Origin of the sequence: Leucobacter komagatae, from assembly GCF_000834055.1 — a bacterium.
GTDB lineage: Bacteria > Actinomycetota > Actinomycetes > Actinomycetales > Microbacteriaceae > Leucobacter > Leucobacter komagatae_A.
The window spans coordinates 22,747-49,139 of record NZ_JXSQ01000024.1 but is presented as its reverse complement, the minus strand read 5'-3'; the positions used below and the strand labels follow the sequence as shown (position 1 = coordinate 49,139).

Genomic DNA, 26,393 nt, shown 5'->3' with positions numbered 1-26,393 from the left:
CTGCAGGCAATTTACGTGCCTGCCGATGACTACACCGACCCGGCCCCGGCGACGACCTTCGCCCACCTCGACGCTACCACCGAGCTTTCGCGTGAGATCGCTTCGCAGGGCCTCTACCCGGCCGTGGATCCGCTGACCTCGACCTCGCGTATCCTCGATCCGCGTTACTTGGGCGCTGACCACTACCGCGTTGCAACCACGGTGAAGCAGATCCTCCAGAAGAACAAGGAACTCCAGGAGATCATCGCGATCCTCGGCGTTGACGAGCTCTCTGAAGAGGACAAGATCACCGTATCGCGCGCACGCCGCATCCAGCAGTTCCTCTCGCAGAACACCTACATGGCGAAGAAGTTCACCGGTGTTGAGGGTTCGACGGTTCCGCTCAAGGAGACCATCGAGTCGTTCGACGCGATCGCCAAGGGCGAGTTCGACCACGTCGCCGAGCAGGCATTCTTCAACGTTGGCGGAATCTCCGACGTTGAAGAGAAGTGGGCGCAGATGCAGAAGGATATGGCCTAATCATGGCGCTCAACGTCAAGGTTGTTTCGGCGACTAGCGAGATCTGGGCTGGCGAAGGCACCCAGGTCATCGCGAACACCGTCGAGGGCGAAATCGGTATCCTCACCGGCCATCAGCCGCTGCTCGCGCTCCTCGCCAAGGGCGAGGTGCGTGTAACGACGGTTGACGGCCAGAAGGTCACCGTGAATGCCGATGACGGGTTCCTCTCAGTCGATCACGACACGGTCACCATCGTCGCTGGCGATGCTGTGCTCGTAGCGTAGGCGACGAGCGGACCGTTCGTCAGGGCGTACGCCCATCGCGCGCTAGGCTAGAACCATTATGCGTATCCTGTTGCCGCCCTCCGAGACCAAGCGTCTCGGAGGGCGGCACTCGTTTTCGCCCGAGGAACTGTCCTTCGCAGACGCCCTCGATACGCCGCGCGGGCTCGTCCGGTCGGCCCTGCAAGAGGTCAGCCGCGACGAGGAGGCTGCGACACGCGCACTCAAGCTCGGCGTGAAGAACCGGGACGAGCGCCTGCGGAACCTCGAGCTCGAGTCGAGCGGGGCCATGCCAGCGATCGAGCGTTACACCGGCGTGCTCTATGACGCGCTTGCTGCGACCGAGCTGCCCGCGAGCGCGCGTGACTGGATCAGTGAACACGTGCTCGTGCAGTCTGCGCTGTTTGGGCTTATCCGCGCAGGTGACAGGATTCCTGGCTACAGACTGTCTGCGTCATCTCGGTTGCCCGAGCTTGGGAAGCCGCTCGCGAAGCTGTGGGCGGGCACGCACACGGATTCCCTTCAGGGTGCGCCGTACGTGCTGGATCTGCGCTCAAAGGACTACGCCGCGCTGGCACCACTCGCGCAGCTCGGAGCCGCCCAAAGCGACTACCTCGACGTCGTAGCGAGGAGTCAAGACGGCGAGGTTCGCGCACTGAATCACTTCAACAAGGCGGCGAAGGGTGACCTTGTACGCCGACTCGCTTCCGCAGCCCCCGAGATCGTTTCGCGGCAGGATTTGCTCGACTGGGCGGCGGCTGCGGGTCTCGAGCTTCACGCGGACCCTGAGTCAGAAACCGTTCGTCTCGTCACAGAACAGGGCGTTCCGGCGGCGAGCCGATAGAATACATGAGTGCAGGAGAATCTCTGGTGACCACCCACGGTGAAAACGCGGTGAGGCGACGCCTCGCGTACCGTCAGGGCGGGGAAGCCGACATCGAGCTCTCCTGGCATGCGATCACTCACGTCGGCAACCGACGCGAGACGAATCAAGACAGCTACATCACGGTTCCCCCCGTGTTCGCCGTTGCCGACGGCATGGGCGGACACTCTGCCGGGGAAGTCGCCTCCGCTGCAGTCGTGCGTCGACTCAATGAGCTTGCTGGCGACCTCGCCGTGACCGAGGATGACGTGCTCGACATCCTCACGCAGGCCGTCGACGACATCGAGATCGATGCCGGTGAGACGGAGCTTGGCGCTGGTACGACGGTGACTGGCGTCATCGTTAGCGAGCAGAGCGACGTTCCCGTGTGGCGAGTGTTCAATATTGGCGACTCTCGGGTCTACCAGTATTTCAAGGGCGCCCTCAGCCAGATTACGGTGGATCACTCCGTCGTGCAGCACCTCCTCGATACCGGCGCGATTACTGAGGAAGAGGCCGAGGTTCACCCGCACTCCAACGTGATTACCCGCGCTGTTGGCCTCGGCGAGGCCCCGCTTCCCGATTACACCTCCCTCGCACTCATTCCTGGGCAGCGTATTCTGCTGTGCTCAGACGGGCTCACCAAGGAGCTCACTGACGTGGGGATCCAGTACTTCCTCTCGACGCAGGTGAGCGCCGAGGATGCCGCTCGAACGCTGGTAGAGCAGGCACTGAACAACGCCGGCCGCGATAACGTGACCGTTGTGGTTATCGACGTCCACGCCGTTGGGGATGTCATTGACACGGGGAGCCTAGCTTCGAGCGGTGTTGAACTCGACCCGGCGGATGACGCTCCAGCAGCGTAAAGTCGCCGTGACGAATCGGAAGAATCGGAGGGCGAGTGCTCTCGGGAAAATCGGCGGAGTGTGCCTCGCCCTGACCTTTGCTGTTGCCGGGTGTAGCGCCGGGGGAGCGGAGCCGGACGTGACGGAGACGATTCTCACGCGCGCAGCTGACGGTGCATTCACCACCGTCACTTACGTCGCCGATGGCGACAGCGTGACGACGCAGATGACGAAGAACGTGCTGCACTACGAGCCTCGCGGGATCGCGGATCGCGACGCTGCCGAGGCGCAGTACGGCGACCTCGCTGAGAAGTTCGCGGCGATCGACGGCGTCGAGCACTCGATTGAGTTCGGTGAAACGCAACTCGTTGAAATCGTGACACTCACGTATAGCGAGCTCGACGTCGCAGCACTCGCGCTGGCAACCGGTGCCGGGCCTGTTGACGACCCTGACGAGGCCCGTCAGGTGAGCCTTAAGGAAGCGGTCGCGGCGCTGAAACGCGACAACTACAGTCAGGCGCGGTAGGAGGCGAGCCGCCCCCTACCGCACGATCGTCAGCGGTTCGCTAGCCGCGCTTGCGCAGTGCGAGTACAGCTGCGGCAACCGCAGCGCCACACCAGCACAGCACGACCACGAGGTCGCGGAGGCTTGCGTCGAACGTTTGGCCTGCAAGGCCCGCTCTCATAAGGTTTGCCATCGGTTCAATGGGGAGTACCTCGTGGGCGGATCTCAGCCAACCCGGCAGGTTTGCCGCCGGGAAGCTTACCGGCGAGAAGAGCAACAGTAGAAACACCAGAAGCTGTGACACAAGCTGCGTGATGAGGGGCGGCAGCAGCGTCGCAAACGCGTAGCCGATAGCTGCGGCCGTCAGCGATACGAGTATGGCGACGGGGAGTATCCAGGCCGAGAGCTGGTACGTGATGTCGTAGTAGAGGGCGCCGGCAATCGCCCCGAGTACGAGGCCGGGGAGCGCGAGCAGCGTCCACACCGTGAGATCCGCAGCGAGAAAGGCGCCCCGCGGCAGGGGGAGCGTGCGCAGCCAATCCGCACTGCCCTCCATTCGTGACTGCACCATAGCCTGTGGCGTCATCACGAGCCCAACGGTGATCAAGGTGATAGTCGGCGCACCTGTCGCGAGAAACAGTGCGGCTTCGGGTGAGACATCGCCGATGAGGATCCCGTACCCCAGCACGGTCGAGACCGCGAGCGCGGTCTGCACCACCACCATCAGCGGGAGCATCTGCGCCTGCCTGCGCACCTGCCATTGCATCAGGAGCATGGTTCCTCGCAGGCCGCGGAGCGTGTGCCGTATGGGCGAAGTTGGGGTCGTGGCGTGCTGCGTGATGGCGCTCATGCCGCCTCCTCCGTCCCTGCACCGACAAGCTCGAGGTAGGCGTCCTCGAGCGACGCTGGGGTGAGGGAGAACCGCTCGATCTCACCCCTGCCAACGGCGATCTGGGCCCAGGAGACGACCTCTGCCCCTCGCTCCGACGGCACCGCGATGGTCGCCTGCGCGGCCCGCGCGGATGTCGCTCGCAACCCGGTGGGAAGCTCTGGGATGTGCTCGCCGTCGATCTCGAGGAAGAGCTCGCCGCTCAGGTGGCTCGTGAGTTGGGCTGGCGTCCCAGCAGCGAGCACCTTGCCGCTGTCGAGGACGATGAGATCGTCGACAGCGTGCTCAGCCTCGCGGACATTGTGGGTGATGAGCATCACGGCGGAGCCCGATGCTGCTGTCGCTCGGATTGCGTCCCACAGCAGCCGCCTTCGTGCTGGGTCGACATCGTTCGTTGGCTCATCAAGAATGACGAGCGCGCTCGGAGTGACGACGGTCATGCAGAAGGCCGTGAGCCGTGCGACCCCGCCCGAGACCTTCTGCGCTGGCGTGTCTGCCCACTGGCCAAGGTCGAGCGCGTCGAGGAGCTCAGAAGCCCGGCGCCGGACGAAGCTGGGGGTGCCGCCGCGGATCCGGCCGACGAGCTCGATTGCAGTTCGGGGAGTGAGGCCAGTGATGGGGACGTTGGCCTGTGCCTGCACGGCTACGATCTCGCGGGCGCGTGCCGGATGAGCTACTGCGTCGACTCCGGCCACCGTAATAGAGCCTGCGGTCGGTTTGAGGAGCCCGACGATCTGGTTCGCGAGGGTCGTCTTCCCTGCCCCGTTGTGTCCGAGCACACCGAGCACGCGCCCAGCGCTTGCGGTGAGTGTCACATCGTCGTTGGCGGGATGTGTCTTTCCGCGGTACCGCTTCGTGAGACCCGCGACGGTGAGGACGGGGTCTGCTGTACACAGCGAATCCGGGGGCGTTGCGGCCGTGCGGGGCCGATCTGGGGAGGCGGAGGGTGAGGGGTGCATGAGGGTCCAATCCGTGGGGGCGAATACCTACGGCATGAATATACCCATGAGTATCTTGAATACGCAAGAGTATTTTTGCCGGTATGTGCGGTACGCTGTGCGTATGGACTCGAAACAACCCGGGGCAAGCGACCCGACAGGCGAGCAGCGGTTGCGCGATGCAGCGCGCGCGCTCGCGGAGGCCGCAGGTCAGTTTGGTCACTCGTTTGGCGCGGCCGGAACACAGGCGGAAGCTGGCGTCACGAAGGGGCTGCTGGCGGCCGCGCAAGCGCTTGCCCAGGCAAGTGCGTGGGTTGAGCAGCGTTCACGGCCGCTGAGCACGAAGGAGAGACTGCTCGAACAGGCAGCGCGGCTCTTCGCCGAGCGCGGCTACGCCGGTGTGTCACTCGAGGACATCGCCCAGTCGGCCGGATTCACCAAGGGTGCGGTCTACAGTCACTTTGGGTCGAAGGAACAGACCTTCCTCGCAGCGCTCCGCGCTGAAACCGCAGCACTGGCCGCCATCCGGCACGCGGCTACCAGCGGCGAGGGGCAGCCAGACGCCGACGCGCAGCCGGCTCCGGTGCACGCGACGCGGCAGGAGGTTACGCAGGGCGTGACCCTGGCGCTCGAAGCGATGATGTTTGGGCAGCGGGTCCCGGAGCGTCGAGCGGAAGTGCGCGAAATTGTTGCGGTGTTTATCGCTGAACTAGCCGCAGCCGAGCGCACCATGGCTGCTGCGGATCAGACCGAGCCTCGCGTTCTCGACCGAGATGAGGCCGCCGTTGGGGAGCTCGCGATGCGCACGCTGCTGCTCGGCCTCGCTGCTGAACCCGAAGACGCAACCGACTAGGCGCTGAAGAACGCAGAACGCAGAACGCGGCCCGGAACCAAAGTTCCGGGCCGCGTTCGTGATGCGCTGCGGGTTATGCGGTAGCGGTGAACGCCTCGCGCAGCACGCTGACTACGTCGAGCAGCAGCTCGTCGGTCATCTTGAGCGATGGGAGGAAGCGGATCGCCTCTCCGTAGAGCCCAGCCGAGAGCAGGATCACGCCGTGCTTGCCAGCGAAATCGATGACCGCTGAAACACGGTCAGCATCTGGCTCGAGCGTTCCTGGCTTCGTGATCTCGATCGCAAGCATTGCACCGAAGCCACGTACTTCAGCGATGCAATCGAACTCGGCCTTCAGCTGGCGGAGACCATCACCGAATGTCTGCTCGATGCGCTTCGCCTCTGAGAGCAGGTCGAGCTTCTCAATCTGCTCAAAGACTGCAACCGCTGCTGCACAGGAGACAGGGTTTCCGCCGAAGGTGCCACCCAGGCCGCCGGGGATCGACTTGTCCATGATTTCAGCGCGTCCGGTGATGCCAGACAGCGGCAGGCCGCCTGCGATGCCCTTAGCGGTGAGGATGATATCCGGCTGCACACCGAACTGCTCGATGGCGAACATCTTGCCAGTGCGAGCCATGCCTGCCTGCACCTCATCGGCGATGAACACGATGCCGTTTTCCTTGCACCACGCGGCCAGCGCGGGGAGGTAGCCCTCTGCTGGGACGATGAATCCGCCCTCGCCCTGCACCGGTTCGACGACGAGGCACGCGAGATCCGACGCACCAGCGGTCTTCTCGAGGTGGTTGATCGTGCGCTTCGCTGCTTCTTCGCCGCTCAGGCCATCGTGCAGCGGGTGCGAGTTCGGTGCACGGTAGATGTCGCCCGCGCGCGGTCCGTAGCCCAGCGCATACGGCGAAGCCTTGTGGTTCATGCTGCTCGTGAGCATCGTGCGGCCATGGTAGGCGTGCTCGAGCACTGCCACACCGGGGCGGCCGGTGTGCTTGCGCGCGATCTTCACGCCGTTCTCCACTGCCTCAGCGCCCGAGTTCATGAGCAACGTCTTGTACTCGCCGTCGCCCGGGGCGTGCGCTGCGAGCAGCTCAGCAACGCGGACGTAGGGCTCGTAGGCGTTCATGGTGAAGAGCGTGTGGGTGACCTTGCCCAGCTGCTCCCGAGCGGCAGCAACGACAGCTTCGTCGGTGTGCCCAATGGTGGTGACACCGATGCCGCCACACACGTCGATGAGCTGGTTGCCATCGACGTCAACAACGATGGAATCATGTGCGCGCTCGATGTAGACGGGGAAGACGGTGTGCACTCCAGGCGGAACCACTCGCTTGCGACGCTCATGGATTTCCTGCGAGCGTGGCCCGGGAATCTCGGTAATGAGCTTCCGCTCCTGAGTGATTTCTGCTTCCAACATGTCTGAGCTCATGCGACAAGCTTACTCCCGTGAAGTCGTGCGCTCTACGATGGGAGCATGACCAGCGAGCATGAGTACCTCATTGAAGTCGAGTGGGCAGGCAACCGTGGCACTGGTACCAGCGGGTACCGCGACTACGGGCGAGAACTCGTGATCCGCGCCGCCGGGAAGGATGACCTCGCCGGCTCAGCGGATCCCACCTTCCGAGGCAACCGCGACCGGTGGAATCCGGAGGAGTTGCTCGTCACCGCCCTTGCGCAGTGCCACATGCTCTCCTACCTCCACATGGCGGTGCGCGCGGGGATCGTCGTGACGGCATACCGGGACAGCGCCGTCGGGGTAATGCGGCAGGCCGGGCTTGGTGGTGAATTTACCGGGGTCACGCTTCGGCCAGAAGTCACAGTCGCTGACGCCTCGATGGTTGACGCGGCGCGCGCGGCCCACGCCGAGGCGTCCGAGAACTGCTTTATTGCGCGGTCGGTGAACTTCCCCGTCGACCACCTTCCGACGATTCTCGTCACCGCAGCGTAAGCCTTCCGAAGCGAAACGCTCCCGGCGATTCGGCGGTGCCGCGTGCCCGCGGCACCGCCGAAAGCCGCACAGGGCGTAATACGGTCACGTGCACTGCGCACTGGCAATAGAATGGCAGCCATGGCCAAGTCGTCTTCGTTTTCCGTCTCCACGCCGATCTTCTATGTGAATGATGCGCCCCACATCGGGCACGCGTACACCGAGGTGGCCGCTGACGTGCTCGCCAGGTGGCACCGGCAGGCAGGAGATGACACCTTCTTCCTCACCGGGACCGACGAGCACGGCCAGAAAATTCTCCGCACAGCCACGGCGAACGGCGTGCACCCGAAGGAGTGGGCTGACCGGTTGGTCGAGGCATCGTGGAAGCCGCTGCTCGACACGATTAACATCTCGAACGATGACTTCATCCGCACCACTGACGCGCGCCACAAGGCAGGCGTCGAGCTCTTCCTGCAGCGACTGCACGACGACGGCCACGTCTACGCGGGCGAGTTCGAGGCGCTCTACTGCGTTGGCTGTGAAGAGTTCAAGCCGAAGAGTGAGATCGTCGACGGCGTCGGCCCATACGAGGGCGAAAAGGTCTGCTCGATTCACTCGAAGCCGCTCGAACTGCTCCACGAGAAGAACTACTTCTTCAAGATGAGCGCGTTCCAGGACAGGCTGCTTGCGCTCTACGAAGAGCGCCCAGACTTTGTGCAGCCGGCGAGCGCACGCAACGAGGTCATCGCGTTCGTGCAGCAGGGGCTCGAAGACCTGTCGATCTCACGCACCTCATTTGACTGGGGCATCCCCATCCCGTGGGACTCCTCACACGTCACCTACGTGTGGTTCGACGCGCTGCTCAACTACATCACTGCGCGCGGGTACGGCGCTGATTCGGAGAACCCGGCGGCCGAGCTCACTCACTGGCCAGCAGTGCAGATCGTCGGAAAAGACATTCTCCGCTTCCACGCTGTCATCTGGCCCGCGATGCTCATGGCAGCTGGGCTCGAGGTGCCATCAAACGTGTTCGCGCACGGGTGGTTGCTTGTTGGCGGCGAGAAGATGTCGAAGTCGAAGCTCACCGGTATCGCCCCGAACGAGATCACTGACACCTTCGGTGCCGACGCGTTCCGCTACTACTTCTCGCGCGCTGTCTCCTTCGGGCACGACGGCTCGTTCAGCTGGGAAGATCTTGCCGCTCGCTACCAGGCTGAGCTCGCGAACGGCTTCGGCAACCTTGCGAGCCGCCTGCTCGCGATGAACGTGAAGTACTACGAGGGACGCGTGCCCGAGGCCGGTACCGAGACAGCGGCAGACGCAGCGATCCGCGAGCTTGCAGCGCGGGCAACCGAGCAGGCAGACGCCCACATCGACCGCTTTGCGATCCACGAGGCGCTCAGCTCGATCTGGGAGCTCGTTGACGCGCTGAACGGCTACATCACCGAGCAGCAGCCGTGGGTGCTCGCCAAGGACGACGCGCAGCGCGAGCGGCTCGGAACAGTGCTCTACACGGTGACCGACGGATTGCGGGTACTCGCAGAGCTGCTGCACCCCGTCATTCCGGCAGCTACCGCGAAGCTCTGGCACGCGCTCGGCGCTGAGGAAACTCTCGGTGAACTCAGCGAGCAGCCACTCCGCGAAGCGGGAACCTGGGGTCGACTGCCTGCGGGCACCCAGCAGCACCCGCTCGCCGTGCTCTTCCCCCGGATCGAGACCGAGGGCGACAGCAAGTGACCGCGGCCGCCGAGGGCGGCGCACCCTCGCTCACCCCAGCCGGGGGGCTGCGAAAGCGCAAGTCGGGCTCCGACGGCAGCGGAACGCAGACCCGCGACCTCACGCGACCAGCGAGCCCCGATCCGCTCCCGTTTCCCGTCTACGACAACCACACACACCTCGAATTCGAAGACGGGGTTGACCAACTCGATCCGCTCGAATCACTCGCGCTCGCCGCGACGGCGGGAGTGCGGGGCGTCGTGCAGGTCGGAACGGACCTCGAGACGAGCCGGTGGAGCGCCGAGTTCGCTGCCAACGATCCACGCGTTCTCGCCGCGGTCGCCCTGCACCCAAATGAAGCGCCGCGCCTCGCCGCAGCTGGCATGCTCTCCGAACATCTCTCGGAGATTGCCCGGCTCGCTGCAGCGCCTCGAGTGCGCGCAGTCGGAGAAACAGGGCTCGACTTCTTCCGCACCGGTGAGGACGGCCGCGACGCGCAGTACGAGTCGTTCGAGACCCACATCGAGATCGCGAAGGCACACGGCATCGCGCTGCAGATCCACGATCGCGACGCGCACGAGGAGGTCGTCGCAACGCTCACGCGGGTTGGCGCCCCCGAGCGCACCGTCTTCCACTGCTTCTCCGGTGACGCCGCGCTCGCGCGCATCTGCAACGAGCGCGGCTGGTACATGTCGTTCGCCGGCACAATGACGTTCAAGAACGCCCCGGCGCTCCGCGAAGCACTCGCCGTCGCCCGTCCGGAGCTCGTGCTTGTCGAGACCGACGCACCCTTCCTCACCCCGGAGCCGCTCCGCGGACGCCCAAACGCTCCCTACCTCATGCCGCACACTGTGCGCCGCCTCGCAGAGGTCCAAGGGGAGCCACTCGAGCTCGTCTGCGAGCGGCTCGCAGCCAACACCGAACGCGTGTACGGCACGTGGGATATGGACACCGATGAGTAGCGCACTGCTCGGCCCGGTCGAGGTTCGCGAGCTCGCCGAACGCCTCGACGTTTCGCCGACAAAGAAGCTCGGCCAGAACTTCGTGATCGACCCGAACACCGTGCGCAAGATCGTGCGGCTCGCGGGCGTCGAGTCTGGCGATCTCGTCATCGAGATCGGCCCAGGCCTCGGCTCGCTCACCCTCGGCATCACCGAGGTGGGCGCCGACGTCACCGCCATCGAAATCGACTCGCGCCTCGCCGCCGAGCTGCCGAACACCATCCGCGCCATGCAGCCAGATGCGGCCGCACGGTTCCGCGTGATCCACACCGACGCCCTCGATCTGTCAGAGCAACACCTCGCGACGCTTCCGGGCCACCCAACAGCCCTCGTCGCGAATCTTCCGTACAACGTTTCGGTCCCGATCCTGATGCACCTGCTCGAACTCATCCCGCAGCTGAATCGCGGCCTGGTGATGGTGCAGGCAGAAGTTGGCTACCGCATCGCCGCCGGCCCCGGCTCCAAGGAGTACGGCTCACCGAGCGCCAAGGCAGCCTGGTACGGCGAATGGGGCATCGCAGGCACCGTGAGCCGACGCGTGTTCTGGCCGGTGCCAGGCGTGGACTCGGTGCTCGTCTCCTATGTTAAGCGCGCCGAGCCGATCGGCACCGAGGCAGAACGCGTGCGCACATTCGAGATCGTGAACGCGGCATTTGCGCAACGTCGCAAGATGATTCGCCAGGCGCTGCAAACAGTTCTGGGTGCGGATCGCACGGTGGAGATTATCGAAGCAGCGGGCATCGCGCCGACAGCGCGTGCGGAGCAGCTGCACATCGATGACTTCCTCGCGATCGCGCGCAGCGGGCAGTAGCAGAGTTGCGCTAGCGTAGGAACCATGCGGACCGACCAGCGACGATCGATCACCGTGCGAGCGCCCGGCAAGATCAATGTGTACTTCCGTGTAGGAGCGCTCCAGGACGACGGTTACCACGAGGTTGCCTCCCTCTACCAGGCCGTATCTCTGTTCGAAGAGGTCACCGCGGTCAAATCAGATACGTTCACGCTGCGCTTTGGCGGGCCGATCGACACAAACGGGCTCGAAACCGATGAGTCGAACCTTGCCATCAGGGCGGCACGCCTGCTTGCTTCGCACACCGGGTATCGGGGCGGAGTCGACCTCACGGTGCTCAAGCGTGTGCCGATCGCCGGCGGTATGGGCGGCGGATCAGCGGATGCGGCCGCGACATTGCTCGCCTGCGATGAGCTCTGGGAGACCGGCGTCGGGCGGGCGGGGCTCGTCGCCCTTGCGGCCGAGCTTGGCGCTGACGTGCCCTTCGCGCTCGAAGGCGGCACTGCGGTCGGCACCGGACGCGGCGACGAGCTCAGCCCGGCGCTCGCGAAGGGAACGTTCCACTGGGTACTCGCGCTCTCCGACGGCGGGCTTTCGACCCCCGAGGTATACGACATGCTCGACAGGCACCGCGACGACCACCGCACCGAGCTTGGGCAACAACCCGAATACGTGAAGGTCGAAACGGCGGTGCTGCAGGCGGTGCGTGTCGGCGACGCCGAGTCGCTCGCAGACTCGATGCACAACGATCTGCAGGCGGCTGCGCTCCGGCTCGCTCCAGAGCTTTCCAAGCTGCTTGAACTCGGGGAGTCTCGCGGCGCGCTCGCGGGAATCGTGTCGGGTTCAGGGCCGACGGTCGCGTTTCTTGTCGAAAGCGCGCAGGAGGCCTCGGAGCTGCGTTCGGTGCTCATGCGTGCCGGCATTAGCGCACTCACCGCAACGGGCCCCGTGCACGGTGCGCGCATCATCGAAGGCTAGCCAGGTTGGGGTGCCGGTCGCTTCTGCCAGGCCGCGCCCAGCTCGCTGTCACACGTAGCCCCGCAACTCCACGGTGTGCGCGACTCGCTCGAGGGCGATGATGTACGCGGCTTCCCTGAGGGTGACTTCCTCGGCTGCTGCCGTGTCATACACTCGGTCAAATGCCGTCGTCATTCGGTCGCGGAGCGTGTCGTTGAAGTGGCGCTCGTGCCAGGTGAATTGCTGGATATTCTGTGTCCACTCAAAGTACGAGCCGGTCACGCCTCCGCCGTTGGCGAGAATATCGGGAATCACGGTGACCCCGCGTTCGGCGAGTAGTTGATCTGCCGCGGCCGTGATCGGATGGTTCGCCCCCTCGACGATGAGTGAAGCGCGTATGTCCTGCGCGTTCGCGCTCGAGATGCTGCCGCCGAGCGCCGCCGGGACGAGTACGTCGCAGTCGTACGTGAGCACCTCGGCGTGATCGAGGTGATCGTTGACCGCGCAGGCGTCGCCAACGGAACCGCCCGCTGCTACTGTGCGGATCAGCTCATCGATGTCGAGCCCCTGATCGTTCGCGACCCCGCCGCGCACGTCGCTCACGGCAACGATTGTCGCGCCGAGCTCGGCAAGTTCGTGAGCCGCCCACGATCCAACATTGCCAAAGCCCTGCACCGCGACACGGGTCCCTTCGAGGCTCCAGCCGGCGCGGCGGGCGAAGGCTTCCATCACGTACACGAGCCCGCGGCCGGTCGCGGCGACTCGGCCCGGGGCGCCCCCAAGCACGAGGGGTTTGCCTGTGACGGCGGCGGGGGAGTAGCCGTGCCTGCTGCTGTACGCATCCATGAACCACGCCATTGTCCTGGCGTCCGTGCCGACGTCGGGAGCCGGAATATCCCGGTACGTGCCGAGCACGTGGCTGAGCGAGAGCGCGAGTCGGCGCGTGAGCGCTTCGAGCTCGCGAGCCGAGAACTGTTCGGGGTCGATCTGCAGGCTACCCTTCGCGCCGCCGAGCGGCAGATCGAGCAGGGCGGTTTTCCAGGTCATCAGGGAGGCGAGGGCGCGCACCTCGTCCAAATCAGCGTCGGGGTGGTAGCGGATCCCGCCCTTGTACGGCCCGCGCGCACCGTTGTGCTGCACCCGGTGTCCACGTGCGACGAAGAGGCTACCGTCGTCGCGCCGAACCGGTACCTGCACACTCGTTTCGCGGTAGTTCGTCGCCAGCACTGCGGCGGTGTCTTCGCGCAGGCCGATCGTTCGCGCAGCCCGGTCTACGAGCGCGTGCACAGAAGCCTCGATCGAGACTTCGTCCAATACGGCAGTTGAGGAATCTTGCATGATGCTCCTTAACGGGGGACGGCAGCGCACAGCATTACGCGGGGACCGGCCGAGCCGGTGCAGGTGCAACCGGTGGCCGCTTCGCGGTGCGTGCGATGAACACGAGCAAGAGGCCGGCTGCAGCCCACGCTGCAAGCGTCCACCAGTGAGCGGCGGTGGCGGCCTCGGGGAAGTAGCTGACGCTTCGGGCGAGTGACGACGTCGCTCCAGGGATGAGCCCCTGCCCAAACGAGCCGAGCCCGCCGGGGAGGAACTGGTACGGGACCGCGAAGGCCGCCAACGGCATCGCGGCCAACAGCGTCACCGCTGCCGCGATCCCTAGCCCCGCGCGCCCCATCACAGAGTGGAGTCCCACGAACAGCGCGCTCGTCGCCGTGACCGAGAGCGAGAGTGCAAGCCACACCAGTCCGAAGGGGCCAGGGAACGCTTCAAGCCAGGTGCCGAGGAGGAGGGTAAGTGCGAGTCCGCCACCGATGCCGAGGCAGAGAACTGCGCTCACTCGCTGCCACCTGCCAGCGACGCTGAATGCGATGAGGATGCTCGCGAGGAGGCTCCCGACGGTGAGGGGGATGCCTGCTGACGTGATGCCGGTGCCGCTGGGATCACCATCCGCGTATGGCACGATGTCGGTGACGGCGACAGTTGGCAGGCTCTCCGGGAAGTTGTTCATCGCTGCGGCCGCGGGGTTGCCGTCCGGCGCGCCGGCTGGCGGAGGACCCTGCGCCGCCAGCATGGCCCGGATCCCATCAGTGACGCCAACGTAGATTGCCCCGTCGATGTTGGCTTGCAGCTGCCCGGCTATCTGGTTCATAAACGCGGTCGGAACCTGCCCGCTGGCAGAAGCGATGAGCACCTCTGGGTTCTCGCCGAGGACGAGTGCGCCAATGAATGATCGATCTTCGATGCCGACTACGGCTGCATCCCTGTCGTCGACGGCAGTGATCTCCACGATTTCGCCGAGGCTGTCGGCGGTGCTCTGCGTGAACGCGCTTACGGCTTCGGCGTCGCCGGTGATCGCAACGGAAAGCCCGTCCGGCTCGTTCGACACGGCGGGCCACACAAACGCTGTCGCGAGTATGGCGAGGCCGAGGGCCGCGCCGAGCGCGACGCCCCACGTTCGTCCCCACCGTCGCCCGGCGTTTTGGGGTGCCTCATGTGTGCTCATTGGGTTCTCCACTTCGTTATTTCATTAAAACGAATGATCGTTCTTTATGTTAGAACGGGCGTCACGTTCGGTCAATAGGCAACATGTGTGGGCGTATGTTTGGGTGCGAGGCGGTGAGCTGAGGGCTTGGATCCGCCCCCAGGGAAGTCGATGGCAGTTTGGGCAGGTTTGGCCCCGAATTTGACCGAAAACCCGCCCAAACTGACATGAACTTCGCGCGGGCAGCCCAAACGGGGCGAATCTCCCTCGGGAACGGAATAGAACTCGCGCGCCTGGGGTTGCACGGGACGTGAACAATACGATCCGCATTGACATCTGGTCCGACATTGCCTGCCCGTGGTGCTACATCGGGGCGAACCGCTTCCACACGGCAGTTGAGCAATTTCGGGCGGAGAACCCCGAAGTCGAGTTTGAGATCGAGGGCCACAGCTATGAACTTGCGCCAGATACCCCGCTGAACTTCGAGGGCAGCGAGATTGACTTCCTCGTGAAGCACAAGGGGATGCCCCGCGAGCAGGTTGAAGACATGCTCGGTCAGATGACCGGAATGGCGGCAGCCGAGGGCATCACGTTTGACTTCGAGAAGGTCGCACACTCGAACACCGCGGCGGCGCACCGTGTGCTGCACCTCGCCAAGGAGCAGGGTATCTACGACGAAGTCCTCGCCAGGCTCTTCAAGGCCTACTTCGAAGAGGGCGTCAACGTCGGCGACCCAGAGCAGGTAGCGGCAGTTCTCGATGCGGTCGGTCTCAACCCGGAAGAAGTTCACGACGCGTTCGAGGACGAACGCTTCGGCGAAGCAGTCGAGCGCGACATCACACGTGCTCGCATGCTCGGTGTCACGGGTGTGCCGTTCTACCTCATCAACGAGAAGTACGGTGTGTCCGGCGCGCAGCAGCCAGAGATGTTTGTGAGCGCATTCGAGCAGGTGCTCACCCTCGAAGCTGAAGGTGGCCCCCAGGACTGAGGGCCCGCTGAGAGAAATTGCGCAAGCGGACCGGAGTCCGCGACGCGACGTAGGATTTACGTAGGAGAGGATCCACAATGAACGAGACAACCACACAGAACACTGAGGCAGACGCCCAGCCAATCGGGCTGAACACCGACGCGAGCATTGCTGGCGCGGCCGCGTTTGCTGGCGCAGAGACAGCCGAGATCCTCAATCTGCTCGGAGACAGCTCCGCGGCAGGGTCGTGCTGCGGCGGAAGCTGCTGCATGCCCGGCGAGGGCTAGGCTCTTACTCCACTCTGGCGGCGCACCCATCCGTGGTGTGCCGCCAGAGGTCGTTCTGGGGGTATTCCCGTCAGGGGCACCCTGCCTCAAAGCAGCGCGCCGCCGCAGGGATTGCCGAGGGGGCAGCGCTTGGGCCGTGGCTTGGCCGGCTACTCGGATGCGAGATCGCAGTTTGGTGTTGCAGCAGCGCCCGCTGCGCGATCGAGGGTCCAGGCGACGAGCTGGGGTGTGAGCGGGGAGTCGCCTGCGACAAGTGACAGGTGGTCGCGGCCGGGAAACTCGCGGTAGTCGATCTCTGCGCCTGCCTCGCAACGGTCGGCTACCCAGGCCCGTTGCTGATCCGGCTTCACGAGTGGGTCCGCACCGCCCTGCGCGACGAGAACCGGCGCAGGGAACGGCCCTGTTGGGGTCTGCGCGCGCAGCAGCGTGCCGAACTTCCCGTCAAGCACACGGTCCGGGAAGATTTGGTTCGGAACCTGCGTGCCGTGCAGAATCGCAGCGAGTGCGTCTTGGCCGTTGAAACAGAGATCCTGAATCTTCGCGACGCCGCGGGCCGAACCGGGGGTGAGCTGTGATGCGAGGTCGAGCTCAGGGTAGAGCTCGGCCCACGTTGATGCGATGTACGCAGAGACGGTCTTGCCTGCTGCGTCACTCTTGTTGACTTCTGCGAGCCCGAACAGGTCCGCTGCCGGGGCAAACGCTGCGACGCCCTGCACCGTGATCTCTGGGGCGTATTCCGCGGCGATCTGCCCGGTCCAGAGCGCGCCCTGCCCGCCCTGCGAGTGCCCCCAGACCACGGTCTCGTTTCCCACATTGATCTCGGCGAAGTCCTGCGCTGCACGTGTCGCGTCGAGGACGTTGCGCGCCTCAGAATCGCCAATGAGGTAGGGGTGCACCCCCGCGGTTCCGAGCCCGATGTAGTCGGAGGTGACGGCCGCCCAGCCGTGGTCCGAGACCATCTGCGCGAGCGCCGCACCGGCGCCATCGGCGAGCGGCGTCGCGCTCAGCGACGGAGCGCACTTCGCGGCGACGCCGGTTGTGCCGTGTGCGATCGACAGCAGCGGGAGCTGCTCCCCAGTGCGTTTCTTCGGTGCGACAATCGTGCCGCTCGAGACCGCGGGGGAGCCGTCAAAGTGTGTGGTGGTGTAGAGGATCCGCCATCCCTCCGCGCCCTTCGGGAGCCCCGATTTGATCGGCTCGGAGCGGATAAGCCTCCCCGGCTCAGCTGGGACGTTCGCTGGCACATCGTAAAACTTCCCGGGTTGCGGTAGCGGAACCCCACCGAGGGCCCAACCACTGCCGACGGCGAGAGCGACCGCGAGAACGAGCGCGAGGCTCGCCCCGATCGTGCGGGACCAGCGTGCCGCGCGTGAGCGTGGCTTCGCTGCCCGTGGATTCTTGCGATAGAGGGCGAACATGGTGAGCTGCAGCCCGAAGAAAACGAACCAGGCACCGACGCCCAGGCGGAAGAACGTGAGCGTGAGGACGGGCCAGGAGAATGCGACGATACCGAGGAGCACGCTCGCGAGCGCAACGATGAAGCTGGTGGCCCGTTGGTCGCCGCCGTGCCGGAACGACTGAACGCCCTGCAAGATCCCATGGCCGATGAGGGAGACGCCAACGAGGAACGCGAGCCATGGTGCGCCGGCGGCCGGCCACAGTGCGATGATGCCACCGAGCACAACAAACACGGTGCCGAATACTCGCGCCGAAGCCCTGGTGAACCCATCAAGCGTTGGGAGGAGGTAGGCGGCGACTCCCGCGAGCACGAGTCCAATGCCGGTGACGACAGCGATCTGGTGCGTTGAGAGTGGCGCGAGGACGAGCGCAAGTCCAAGTCCGACTGCTGCGATGCCGATGACGGCGCGCGCTCGCCCGGCAAACACCGAGAGCGATGCGGCGACCTGTGTTCTCAGCGGCACGGTGACGCCTTTCTCCCTGTTCGTGTGTCTGCGGCTAGGCCGGGAGTCGCCACTGGCGACACCCCTCAGAATACCGGGATCGCGCGCACGCAGGGGAGTCGTATCCGGTTCGCGGCGGGCTGCGTCTTCCGAGCTGGGACTGCGCGGCGAAGCGGTGAAACACCGCAGAACTCCGGCGCCGCATCGGCGCGGTGCTGATCCACATCGAACTGAACTACGCTTAGGGGGTTATGGCGCATATTCTTGGGGCCGAGGCCCTGCACCTGGAAGTTCCGACGAAGGTCGTATTCGACTCAGTGACGCTCGGCGTCGATGAGGGAGATCGCATCGGCATCGTCGGCCGAAACGGCGACGGTAAATCTTCGCTCCTGATGATGCTCGCGGGTCGCCGCGGGCCGGATTCGGGCCGCGTGACCTACCGCGGCGGCACGACGATTGGCGTGCTCGACCAGGCGGATCGCTTCGACGACGGCGAGACCGTCGGCAACGCGATCGTCGGCGATACTCCCGAGTACGAGTGGGCGGGCGAGCCGCGGGTGCGCGACGTCATTGCGGGCCTCGTCGCGGATCTCCCGTGGGACGCGGAACTCGACTCACTTTCCGGCGGTCAGCGACGCCGTGTCGCCCTCGCGCGGCTGCTCGTCGGTGACTGGGAGGTCCTCTTCCTTGATGAGCCAACCAACCACCTTGACGTTGAGGCCGTTGCCTGGCTTGCAGAGCACCTCAAGCGCCGCTGGCCGGCGAACCAGGGCGCGCTGCTCGTCGTCACCCACGATCGGTGGTTCCTCGACGAGGTGAGCACCCAGACCTGGGAGGTCCACGATCGCCTGGTCGAGCCCTTCGAGGGCGGCTACGCTGCGTACATTCTGCAGCGCGTCGAGCGCGACAGGCAGGCCTCCGTCGTCGAGCAGAAGCGCCAGAACCTCGCCCGCAAGGAACTCGCGTGGCTCCGCCGAGGCGCGCCAGCGCGCACGGCGAAGCCGAAGTTCCGCATCGACGCAGCGAACGACCTCATCGCCGACGTTCCCGAGATCCGCGACAAGGTCTCGCTGCAGTCGATGGCTGTGTCGCGCCTCGGCAAGGAGGTCGTGAATATTCTCGACGTCGGCGTGACCTACACCGATCCAGCATCGGGGGAGCCGCGCGAGGTACTCAAGGACATCGAGTGGCGCCTCGCCCCGGGCGAGCGCACCGGCATCCTCGGCGTGAACGGCGCAGGCAAGTCGACGCTGCTCGGCCTCATCTCGGGCGCGGTCGAGCCAACGAGCGGCACCGTGAAGACAGGCAAGACCGTGAAGGTCGCGCAGCTCACCCAGCGGCTCGACGAGCTCGAGGCGCACCTCAACGAGCCAGTGCGCGTCGTGATCTCGCGGCTGCGCACGAGCTTCACCGTCGGCTCAGGATCGAAGGCGCAGGATCTCACGCCCGGCCAGCTGCTCGAGCGTATGGGATTTACGAGCGCGCAGCTGTCGACACCGGTGAAGGATCTCTCTGGTGGGCAGAAGCGCCGCTTGCAGCTGCTCCTCATCCTGCTCGATCAGCCGAACGTGCTCATCCTCGATGAGCCTACGAACGACCTCGACACCGACATGCTCGCCGCGATGGAGGACCTGCTCGACTCGTGGCCAGGCACCCTCATCGTTGTCTCGCACGACCGGTACTTCCTTGAGCGCGTGACCGATCAGCAGTACGCGATCCTCGACAAGAAGCTGCGGCACCTGCCGAACGGCGTCGACGAGTACCTCAAGCTGCGCCAGGCCGAAGAGCGCGCGAAGGAAGCGGCTGCTGCAGGCGGCGGATCGGGCAGCGCTTCTGGCTCGAAGCAGCAGCCGAAGGCCGAACCGAAACTGTCGGGGCGCGAGCTGCGCGACGCGCAGAAGGAGATCGCCTCGGTTGAGCGCAAGATTGCGCGCATGCAGGGCGACATCAAGAAGGGCCGCGAGGGCCTCGCGACGCTCGATCAGGGCGACTACCAGTTGCTGAACGCCGAGATGGCGAAGATCACCGCGCTCGAATCGGACGTTGACGCGCTCGAACTGCGCTGGCTGGAGCTCTCGGAACTGCTGAACTAGCGATTTGAGCCCCCGGGGCGGCTTACTGCGGGCGCGCGGGGCGGCTTACTGCGGGCGCGCTACCCGGGGGAGCTACTTGGGGGAGCTACTCGGGGGAGCGGTGCCGAGTGGATCGCTGCCCGGCGACGCCGGCGACAGCTGAGCTGGACTCCCTCGCGCCGATGCGCCGCACGAGTTGTTGCAAAACTCGCGGCGTATCGGCGCCGCACTTGGCGGCGATGTGCAAAGAAACGCAAAACGTTGCAGCTTTTCCCGGCTATCTGATTAGCTGGGGACACGCTGGCACCTGTTGGGCGTTGCACATTACGAAGGAGTAGTTATGAACCTCGCCGGAAAGACGATCCTCATGTCGGGCGGCAGCCGCGGCATCGGCCTCGCGATTGCGCTTCGAGCCGCCGCTGACGGTGCGAACATCGCGATGCTCGCGAAGACCGACACCCCGCACCCCAAACTTGAGGGCACGATCCACACCGCCGCCGAGGAGATTCGCGCCGCTGGGGGCAACGCGCTCGCAATCGTTGGCGACGTGCGCAACGACGAGGACGTAGCGGGTGCCGTTGAGCAGACGCGCGCCGAGTTCGGTGGGATCGACATTGTCGTGAACAACGCCAGCGTCATCGACCTCTCGCGCACACTCGACCTCGAACCGAAGAAGTACGACCTCATGCAAGATGTGAACGTGCGCGGCACCTTCATGCTCTCGCGCGCCGCAATTCCGGCGCTGCAGAACTCGGATAACCCGCACATCCTTTCGCTCTCGCCGCCCCTGAACGCGACGCCAAAGTGGCTCGGCGCGCACACTGGCTACACGCTCGCGAAGTACGGCATGACGATGGCGACGCTCGGTCTCGCGGCAGAGTTCGCAGACGCGGGCATCGCCGCGAACACGCTCTGGCCCGCGACAACGATCGCGACTGCCGCCGTGCAGAACCTCCTTGGCGGTGACAAGGTCATGGCAGCAAGCCGCACGCCCGCGATCTACGCTGACGCGGCGTACGCTGTGCTCACGCAGCCGGCCGCTGGGTACACGGGGCAGACGCTCATCGTCGAAGAGGTGCTTGCCGCCGCCGGTGTGACGGACTTTTCGGGGTACGCAGCCGTGCCGGGCACACCCGACGACCGGCTCTTCCCTGACATCTTCCTTAACTAAGAGCCCGCACGGAGCAAAACGGGGTTAGCGTGGGCCCATGGTCAACTATCGCTATCTCGGAAACAGTGGTCTCAAGGTCTCGGAAATCACCTACGGAAACTGGGTGACGCACGCCTCGCAGGTGGGGGACGAGGCTGCGGTGAAGACGGTGCACGCCGCGCTCGACGCCGGCATTACATCGTTCGACACCGCAGACTCGTACGCCAACCAGGCGGCCGAGGTGGTCCTGGGAAACGCGCTTTCAGGGCAGCGGCGTGAGGGTCTCGAGATCTTCACGAAGTGCTACTTCCCCGTCGGCGCAAAAGGGCCAAACGATACCGGGCTGAGCCGGAAACACATCTTCGAGTCGATCAATGGTTCACTGCAGCGCCTTGGTACGGACTACGTCGACCTGTATCAGGCACACCGTTTTGACTACGAGACGCCGCTTGAGGAAACCTTTCAGGCGTTCGCCGACATTGTGCGGCAGGGCAAGGCCCTCTACATCGGCGTCTCCGAGTGGACCGCGGAGCAGCTGCGCGAGGGGCACGCGCTTGCGCAGCAGCTCGGCGTGCAACTGATTTCGAATCAGCCGCAGTACTCGATGCTCTGGCGCGTCATCGAGGAGAAGGTCGTGCCTGCGTCGGAGGAACTCGGGATCTCGCAGATCGTCTGGTCCCCGATGGCGCAGGGCGTCCTCTCGGGCAAGTACCTGCCTGGCGCTGACCGGCCCGAGGGCTCACGGGCCACGGATCCGCACAGTGGTTCGCGGTTCATCGAGTCGTTCATGCGCGACGACCTGCTCGATGCCGTGCAGCGGCTGAAGCCCGTCGCGCAGGAGGCCGGCCTCACGATGCCGCAGCTGGCGATCGCGTGGGTGCTGCAGAACCCGAACGTCTCAGCCGCGCTTGTGGGGGCGTCGCGGCCGGAGCAGCTCGCGGACACGGTCAAGGCCTCTGGGATCACGCTCGACGCCGACACGCTCACCGCGATCGATGACGCCTTGGGCACAGTGGTGAACCGCGACGCTGAGGACACGTACAACGTCGCGCCTAGGACCCGTCTAAGCTAGCGGGCGGCACCGACCCCGCGGCCAACGGGTACCGTCGGCGCTCGTCGCCCGCCCCGGGGTCGACCCGAGCCCGCCCGCGCCCGCCCGTGCGCCGCGCCCGCCCGTGCGCCGCGCCCGCCGACGAGTGCATATGGTTTCTGCAAAAGCACATGGTTTCTGCGCGTAGATTCCATGTACTTTTGCGGAAACCGTATGCTTTGGCCGGAGCCAGCGTCCGCGCTGAGACGCGCCGATGCCCGCCGTGCCCACGGGCTTCGGCGGGGAGCGGTGCGCGTCGGCGGGCGCGGTTTGGCGCGCCTGGTGAGTTCGACCCTACAGAGAGACGACACCGCTCCACATCAGATGTGTGTGAGGTTTACCTAAGAAAGGTGCTACGATCTCGCCTATATCAATCATCAGATGAATGTGGCCGAAGCGCAACTTTGGCCGCGGCGAGGACGAGTCGGCACCGGTGTGCGGGCAAGAGGGGTGGACAATGATCACGTGTGAGCGCCTCACGGTCGGCTGCGACGCGAAGTCAGGCGGGGTGGTGCTGCGAAACCTCACCGCACGTATTCCTCACGGCCAGGTAAGAGCGATCGTCGGTGGAGAGGGATCAGGAAAGACCGTCCTGGGTTCCGCGCTTCGCGGCGCCCTCGGCGCTGGGCTGACCCGAACCTCGGGGAGCGTGCACATCGGCGCCTTCGATCCGCTCGATCGCGCAGCTGGTTCCCCAGCCGAGCACGTCGCGTGGCTTGGAGAGGATCCGGAGGGGGCACTGGGCGGATTCGCGACGGTGCGGGATGCGATTGCTGCCGTGATGGCAGGGCGATTCCCGGGGTGGCAGCTCGACGATCTCACGCTGGTCGCCGCACTTGCGCGCTTTGGCATGAATGACGCGAAGCTGCTTGACCGCGATCCTGCAACACTGGACGCCGGGCTGCGGCGCAGGGTGGCCCTCGCCCAGGCGCTCGCGAGGCCAGCGACGGCGCAGCACCCTAAGCTCGTCGTGCTTGATGAGCCGCTGCTCGGCCTTGACAGCGCGGTTGCTGACGAAGTGGTTGACGCGCTCGCCGGAATGCGGCGAGTCTTGCAAGCCTCCGTGGTCCTCCTCACCCGTGACCTCGCGCTTGCGCAGCGCTTCGCCGACGAGATTTCCGTGCTCGAGGGCGGCCAGATCATCGAGACATTCACCCCTGAGCGGGCCTTTTCTGCGGCTCAAGCGGTATCGCTTGTGCGCGACGCCACGAACATGAGCGTCGTGACGGGAGCGCGTGTGGCCGCCGCGGGCGTCGCCACCAAGCCTCGGGCGGCGGGCGCTCAGGGGGCGGATCGGGCAGGCCAGGCGAGCGACCACACCCCCTCAATCCCCGCGCTAGAGCTGCGTGAGTTCTCCGTCGTGCTCCCTGACGGGCAGCGTGTCACGCCGCCCATTTCGGTCGAGCTACCCGCAGGAGGTGCGCTCGCGATCACCGGTGGGCCTGGGAGCGGCAAGAGCATGCTCGCACAGGCGATTGTCGGAGGGCTCCGGCCCAGCTCAGCGCTGCGAATTGGAGGCCAGTTGTTGCTCTCCGGTGAGGCGCAGGAGCCAAGGGCCGCAGCGCGGACCGCGGAGCAGCGCAGGGCGATCCAGCTCGTGGTGCATGATCCAGCGCGTGCGACGGCCGAGACACACACGGTGCGAACGCATCTTCGCCGGGTCATTCGACGCACTCGACCTGCGGCGTCATCGAGCGGCGTTGGCACCCGCGCGCTCGAGTTGCTTTCACTTGTGGGAGTAGGGCCAGAATTGCTGATCGCACGGATGTGCGACCTGTCGAGCGGGCAGGCGCTGCGGATCGCGATTGCGAGAGCACTCGCGCACGATCCGAGTGTGCTGATGTGCGAGGGGCCGCGCTTTGACCGTGCCGGGGACCGCATACTCGCGCTCTGCGCTGATGTGCGCGAGCGGGCTGACGTTGCGCTCGTGCTTATTACGTCGAGCAGGGCGGTGGCGCGGGCCATGTGCGATCGCGAACTCAGGCTTGACGCGGCAAGCGCTCCACGTTGCATCGCGCACGATCCTGCGGAGGCAACCGGGGCTGGACGGCGCGCAGCCTAGGCCTTCAGCGTCGGAATCGCAGGAATCGCAGGAATCGCAGGAATCGCAGGAATCGCCGGAATCGCCGGACGCACGCAGGCTCGGGCGAGAATTCTGCACCCCACCAGACCACATATGTTGCGGTTTGGCTACATCTTGTCCGCGCACACGGCGAGTCTTTGAAAAAACTGGACTCCTGTGCCAGCGTTATCCGATACCTATATGTTAAGAGGTTCACGCGTGAGCGTGCCCTGATCTGCTTGGAGAACTCAATGAAGATGAAGCTTCGTGCCGCCGCCGTCGTATCAGCCTCTGCTTTGCTACTTGCTGGCTGCAGCAACTCTGGCGATACGGGTGGCTCAGAAGGTGAAACCGGCGGCCTCGTCGGAACCGGCTCGGGTGAGAGCTGCGTCATCGAAAGCCCCGTCAAGGTCGGAGCGGCGCTCAGCCTCACGGGCGGCGCAGGCAGCTACGGCGCCTCGCAGCAGGAAGGCCTCGAGCTCGCGCTCGCCGAGCTCAACGAGAAGGACGGCGTTGTCTACGAGCTGAGCATCGAAGACGATGCTTCGGAAGCACGCCAGGGCATCAGCGTTATGGAGACATTCGTTGGCAACGGCACCAGCATCGTGCTCGGACCGACGCTCTCCAACACCGCCGTCGCTGCGATGCCGATCGCGAACGAGGGCAGCATGCCGGTCATGGGCATCTCGACCACAGCGGGAGGCATCACCGACATCGGCGAGTACGTCTTCCGTGACTCGCTCACCGAGGCCCAGGTCATCCCGCAGACCATTGATGCCGTGATCGATGAGTACGACCTCAAGAAGGTTGTCGTCATGTACTCCAACGACGACGCGTTCACCGAGTCGGGCTACGAGGTTATGACCGAAACGCTCGGTGAGAGCGACGTCGAGGTGCTCGACACCATCACGTTCTCGAAGGCCGACACCGACTTCCGCAGCCTACTCACCGCTGCGAAGGATCAGAACCCTGACGCCATCGTCGTGTCCGCGCTCATCGAGGCAGCGATCCCGCTCGTCACGCAGGCGCGTGAGCTTGGCATCGATCAGCCCATCGTTGGCGGCAACGGATTCAACAACCCGAAGCTCATGGCTGATGCTGGCGCGGCAGCCGAGGGCGTCGTCGTTGGTGCGGCATGGAACTCTGCTTCGGACAACCCCGAGAACCAGGCATTCCTCGCAGCGTACGAAGAGAAGTTTGGCGCACAGCCCGACCAGTTCGCTGCGCAGGCCTACTCGGCCCTGTACCTCATCGACGAGGCGATCCGCACCGACTGCTCGGCCGAGCGTAGCGACCTGCGCGACTCGATCGCACAGCTCACGGACGTCCCGACCCCGCTCGGTGCAGTGAGCATCAACGCGGATCGTGACGCAGAGCACCCGGCTGTCGTGCAGATCGTCAAGGACGGCAAGTTCGCCGTTCTGCGCTAAGCCCGCTTCGCTTCGAACGAGGATCACCCATGCAGCAATTGCTTAACGGGCTATTTATTGGCTCGATCTACGCGCTTTTCGCCATCGGATTCACGCTGGTGTTTGGCATTCTTGATCGCCTGAACCTGGCGCACCCTGCCGTGTTCGCAGCGTCGGCGTTCGTTGGCATCGGCCTTGCCGAAGCCTTCGAGCTGTCGATCTGGGTGATCCTCGTTCTCGTGTTTCTCTTTGGTGCGGTGCTCGGCCTCATTATCGAGCGGGTCGCGTTCCGCCCGCTGAAGAACCGACCAGACGCCCACTTCGCCGGCCTCATCGCATCGATAGCGATGGCGGGGATGATTGTCGCGGTGCTCCAAGCCTTCTTTGGGCCGCAAACACGCAGGTTCCCCGAGGGCACGGCGCCGGAGGGCAAGGTTGAAATGCTCGGAGCGAGCGCAACGTATGTGCAGCTCGCCATCGTCATCATCTGCATCGGGCTCGTTATTGCGCTCAACGTGCTCGTGAAGCGGTCCTCGCTTGGCCGCTCGATGCGCGCAGTCGCAGAGAACCCCACTGCCGCTCGCGTGCTCGGCATCAATGTCGACCGCGTCACTGCCATGACCTTCGCGATCTCGTCAGCGCTCGGCGCGGTTGCTGGCGTGCTCTTCGCCCTGAACGTGAACAGTGCGCAACTCGGGATGGGGACGGCGATTGAGCTTAAGGGCCTCGCCGTCATCATCGTCGGGGGCATGGGATCCCTCCCGGGCGCACTCGTCGGCGGCCTCGTGCTCGGGGTCGCAGAGGTGTTCGCGATCCAGTACATCGGCTCGAGCTGGCGCGACTTCATCGCGTTCGCGCTGCTGTTCGTCATTCTGCTCGTGATGCCGCAGGGGATCTTCGGCAAGCGGAAGGTGCGTGAGGTCTAA

The 26,393-nt window shown here is 65.1% G+C and carries 25 protein-coding genes; 19 read left to right on the top strand and 6 right to left on the bottom strand.

Features of this window, described 5'->3' with window-relative positions; genetic code table 11:
- From SD72_RS13700 to SD72_RS13680, 5 genes are all read left to right on the top strand, one after another.
- The coding region (locus SD72_RS13700; RefSeq protein WP_042545032.1) for an ATP synthase beta subunit C-terminal domain-containing protein at positions 1 to 519 on the top strand (519 nt) is incomplete at its 5' end.
- 2 nt (positions 520 to 521) lie between these two features.
- Positions 522 to 782: a F0F1 ATP synthase subunit epsilon gene (locus tag SD72_RS13695; protein ID WP_042545022.1), complete on the top strand. Its 261-nt coding sequence runs from the start codon at positions 522 to 524 to the stop codon at positions 780 to 782.
- A gap of 58 nt (positions 783 to 840) precedes the next feature.
- Positions 841 to 1,623 carry a YaaA family protein gene (locus SD72_RS13690; protein ID WP_042545021.1) on the top strand — a complete coding sequence of 261 codons (783 nt, stop codon included), beginning with the start codon at positions 841 to 843 and terminating at the stop codon, positions 1,621 to 1,623.
- 26 nt (positions 1,624 to 1,649) lie between these two features.
- Positions 1,650 to 2,507, top strand: a complete 858-nt coding sequence (locus SD72_RS13685; RefSeq protein ID WP_052492703.1) for a PP2C family protein-serine/threonine phosphatase — start codon at positions 1,650 to 1,652, stop codon at positions 2,505 to 2,507.
- 118 nt (positions 2,508 to 2,625) lie between these two features.
- Positions 2,626 to 3,012 (top strand): DUF1307 domain-containing protein, encoded by a 387-nt coding sequence (locus tag SD72_RS13680; protein WP_042545020.1) that lies wholly within the window; start codon positions 2,626 to 2,628, stop codon positions 3,010 to 3,012.
- A gap of 40 nt (positions 3,013 to 3,052) precedes the next feature.
- Here SD72_RS13680 and SD72_RS13675 read toward each other — a convergent pair whose 3' ends face one another.
- Positions 3,053 to 3,841 (bottom strand): ABC transporter permease, encoded by a 789-nt coding sequence (locus SD72_RS13675; protein WP_042545019.1) that lies wholly within the window; start codon positions 3,839 to 3,841, stop codon positions 3,053 to 3,055.
- Positions 3,838 to 4,839, bottom strand: coding sequence for an ABC transporter ATP-binding protein (locus SD72_RS13670; RefSeq protein ID WP_084767227.1), 1,002 nt, complete (start codon positions 4,837 to 4,839; stop codon positions 3,838 to 3,840). Before SD72_RS13670 ends, SD72_RS13675 begins: the two co-directional genes overlap by 4 nt.
- Positions 4,840 to 4,942: 103 nt before the next feature.
- On the opposite strand from SD72_RS13670, the gene SD72_RS17095 reads away from it, so the two are divergent.
- On the top strand, positions 4,943 to 5,671 hold the full coding sequence (locus tag SD72_RS17095) for a TetR/AcrR family transcriptional regulator (protein WP_052492702.1): 729 nt from the start codon (positions 4,943 to 4,945) through the stop codon (positions 5,669 to 5,671).
- Positions 5,672 to 5,744: 73 nt separating this feature from the next.
- Here SD72_RS17095 and SD72_RS13660 read toward each other — a convergent pair whose 3' ends face one another.
- Complete coding sequence (locus SD72_RS13660; protein WP_042545018.1) at positions 5,745 to 7,085, bottom strand: aminotransferase class III-fold pyridoxal phosphate-dependent enzyme; 1,341 nt, start codon at positions 7,083 to 7,085, stop codon at positions 5,745 to 5,747.
- Positions 7,086 to 7,130: 45 nt separating this feature from the next.
- Between SD72_RS13660 and SD72_RS13655 the strand changes: the two genes are divergently transcribed.
- From SD72_RS13655 to SD72_RS13635, 5 genes are all read left to right on the top strand, one after another.
- Positions 7,131 to 7,604, top strand: coding sequence for an OsmC family protein (locus SD72_RS13655; protein ID WP_042545017.1), 474 nt, complete (start codon positions 7,131 to 7,133; stop codon positions 7,602 to 7,604).
- A 120-nt stretch (positions 7,605 to 7,724) separates the two neighbouring features.
- Entirely contained in the window at positions 7,725 to 9,320 is a 1,596-nt protein-coding gene (gene metG / locus SD72_RS13650) for a methionine--tRNA ligase (RefSeq protein ID WP_042545016.1), read from the top strand.
- Positions 9,317 to 10,261, top strand: coding sequence for a TatD family hydrolase (locus tag SD72_RS13645; RefSeq protein ID WP_420038430.1), 945 nt, complete (start codon positions 9,317 to 9,319; stop codon positions 10,259 to 10,261). Before metG ends, SD72_RS13645 begins: the two co-directional genes overlap by 4 nt.
- Positions 10,254 to 11,111, top strand: coding sequence for a 16S rRNA (adenine(1518)-N(6)/adenine(1519)-N(6))-dimethyltransferase RsmA (rsmA, locus tag SD72_RS13640; protein ID WP_042545015.1), 858 nt, complete (start codon positions 10,254 to 10,256; stop codon positions 11,109 to 11,111). The genes SD72_RS13645 and rsmA overlap by 8 nt, the downstream gene beginning before the upstream one ends.
- Positions 11,112 to 11,135: 24 nt before the next feature.
- Positions 11,136 to 12,068 (top strand): 4-(cytidine 5'-diphospho)-2-C-methyl-D-erythritol kinase, encoded by a 933-nt coding sequence (locus tag SD72_RS13635; RefSeq protein WP_042545014.1) that lies wholly within the window; start codon positions 11,136 to 11,138, stop codon positions 12,066 to 12,068.
- Between the two features lie 48 nt (positions 12,069 to 12,116).
- Here SD72_RS13635 and SD72_RS13630 read toward each other — a convergent pair whose 3' ends face one another.
- Together SD72_RS13630 and SD72_RS13625 are read right to left on the bottom strand one after the other, a co-directional pair.
- Positions 12,117 to 13,385 (bottom strand): Glu/Leu/Phe/Val family dehydrogenase, encoded by a 1,269-nt coding sequence (locus SD72_RS13630; protein WP_084767225.1) that lies wholly within the window; start codon positions 13,383 to 13,385, stop codon positions 12,117 to 12,119.
- Positions 13,386 to 13,419: 34 nt separating this feature from the next.
- Entirely contained in the window at positions 13,420 to 14,550 is a 1,131-nt protein-coding gene (locus SD72_RS13625; protein ID WP_157000593.1) for a hypothetical protein, read from the bottom strand.
- Between the two features lie 289 nt (positions 14,551 to 14,839).
- On the opposite strand from SD72_RS13625, the gene SD72_RS13620 reads away from it, so the two are divergent.
- Entirely contained in the window at positions 14,840 to 15,517 is a 678-nt protein-coding gene (locus SD72_RS13620; protein ID WP_042545012.1) for a DsbA family oxidoreductase, read from the top strand.
- Positions 15,518 to 15,594: 77 nt separating this feature from the next.
- The gene (locus tag SD72_RS13615; RefSeq protein WP_042545011.1) at positions 15,595 to 15,783 is read left to right on the top strand and encodes a hypothetical protein; all 189 of its coding nucleotides are present in this window, start codon (positions 15,595 to 15,597) and stop codon (positions 15,781 to 15,783) included.
- Positions 15,784 to 15,932: 149 nt separating this feature from the next.
- On the opposite strand, the gene SD72_RS13610 is transcribed toward SD72_RS13615, so the two are convergent.
- Positions 15,933 to 17,705 carry a lipase family protein gene (locus SD72_RS13610; RefSeq protein WP_232299789.1) on the bottom strand — a complete coding sequence of 591 codons (1,773 nt, stop codon included), beginning with the start codon at positions 17,703 to 17,705 and terminating at the stop codon, positions 15,933 to 15,935.
- Positions 17,706 to 17,935: 230 nt separating this feature from the next.
- On the opposite strand from SD72_RS13610, the gene SD72_RS13605 reads away from it, so the two are divergent.
- The 6 genes from SD72_RS13605 to SD72_RS13580 all read left to right on the top strand — a co-directional run bounded on the left by SD72_RS13605 (position 17,936) and on the right by SD72_RS13580 (position 26,393).
- A complete protein-coding gene (locus tag SD72_RS13605; RefSeq protein WP_042545010.1) occupies positions 17,936 to 19,777 on the top strand; it encodes an ABC-F family ATP-binding cassette domain-containing protein in 1,842 nt (613 codons plus the stop codon).
- 319 nt (positions 19,778 to 20,096) lie between these two features.
- Positions 20,097 to 20,927, top strand: coding sequence for an SDR family oxidoreductase (locus SD72_RS13600; RefSeq protein WP_042545009.1), 831 nt, complete (start codon positions 20,097 to 20,099; stop codon positions 20,925 to 20,927).
- A 37-nt stretch (positions 20,928 to 20,964) separates the two neighbouring features.
- Positions 20,965 to 21,978: an aldo/keto reductase family protein gene (locus SD72_RS13595; protein ID WP_042545008.1), complete on the top strand. Its 1,014-nt coding sequence runs from the start codon at positions 20,965 to 20,967 to the stop codon at positions 21,976 to 21,978.
- Positions 21,979 to 22,381: 403 nt separating this feature from the next.
- Positions 22,382 to 24,058 carry an ATP-binding cassette domain-containing protein gene (locus SD72_RS13590; RefSeq protein ID WP_042545007.1) on the top strand — a complete coding sequence of 559 codons (1,677 nt, stop codon included), beginning with the start codon at positions 22,382 to 22,384 and terminating at the stop codon, positions 24,056 to 24,058.
- 251 nt (positions 24,059 to 24,309) lie between these two features.
- Complete coding sequence (locus SD72_RS13585) at positions 24,310 to 25,488, top strand: ABC transporter substrate-binding protein (protein WP_042545006.1); 1,179 nt, start codon at positions 24,310 to 24,312, stop codon at positions 25,486 to 25,488.
- A 29-nt stretch (positions 25,489 to 25,517) separates the two neighbouring features.
- Positions 25,518 to 26,393, top strand: coding sequence for a branched-chain amino acid ABC transporter permease (locus SD72_RS13580; RefSeq protein WP_042545005.1), 876 nt, complete (start codon positions 25,518 to 25,520; stop codon positions 26,391 to 26,393).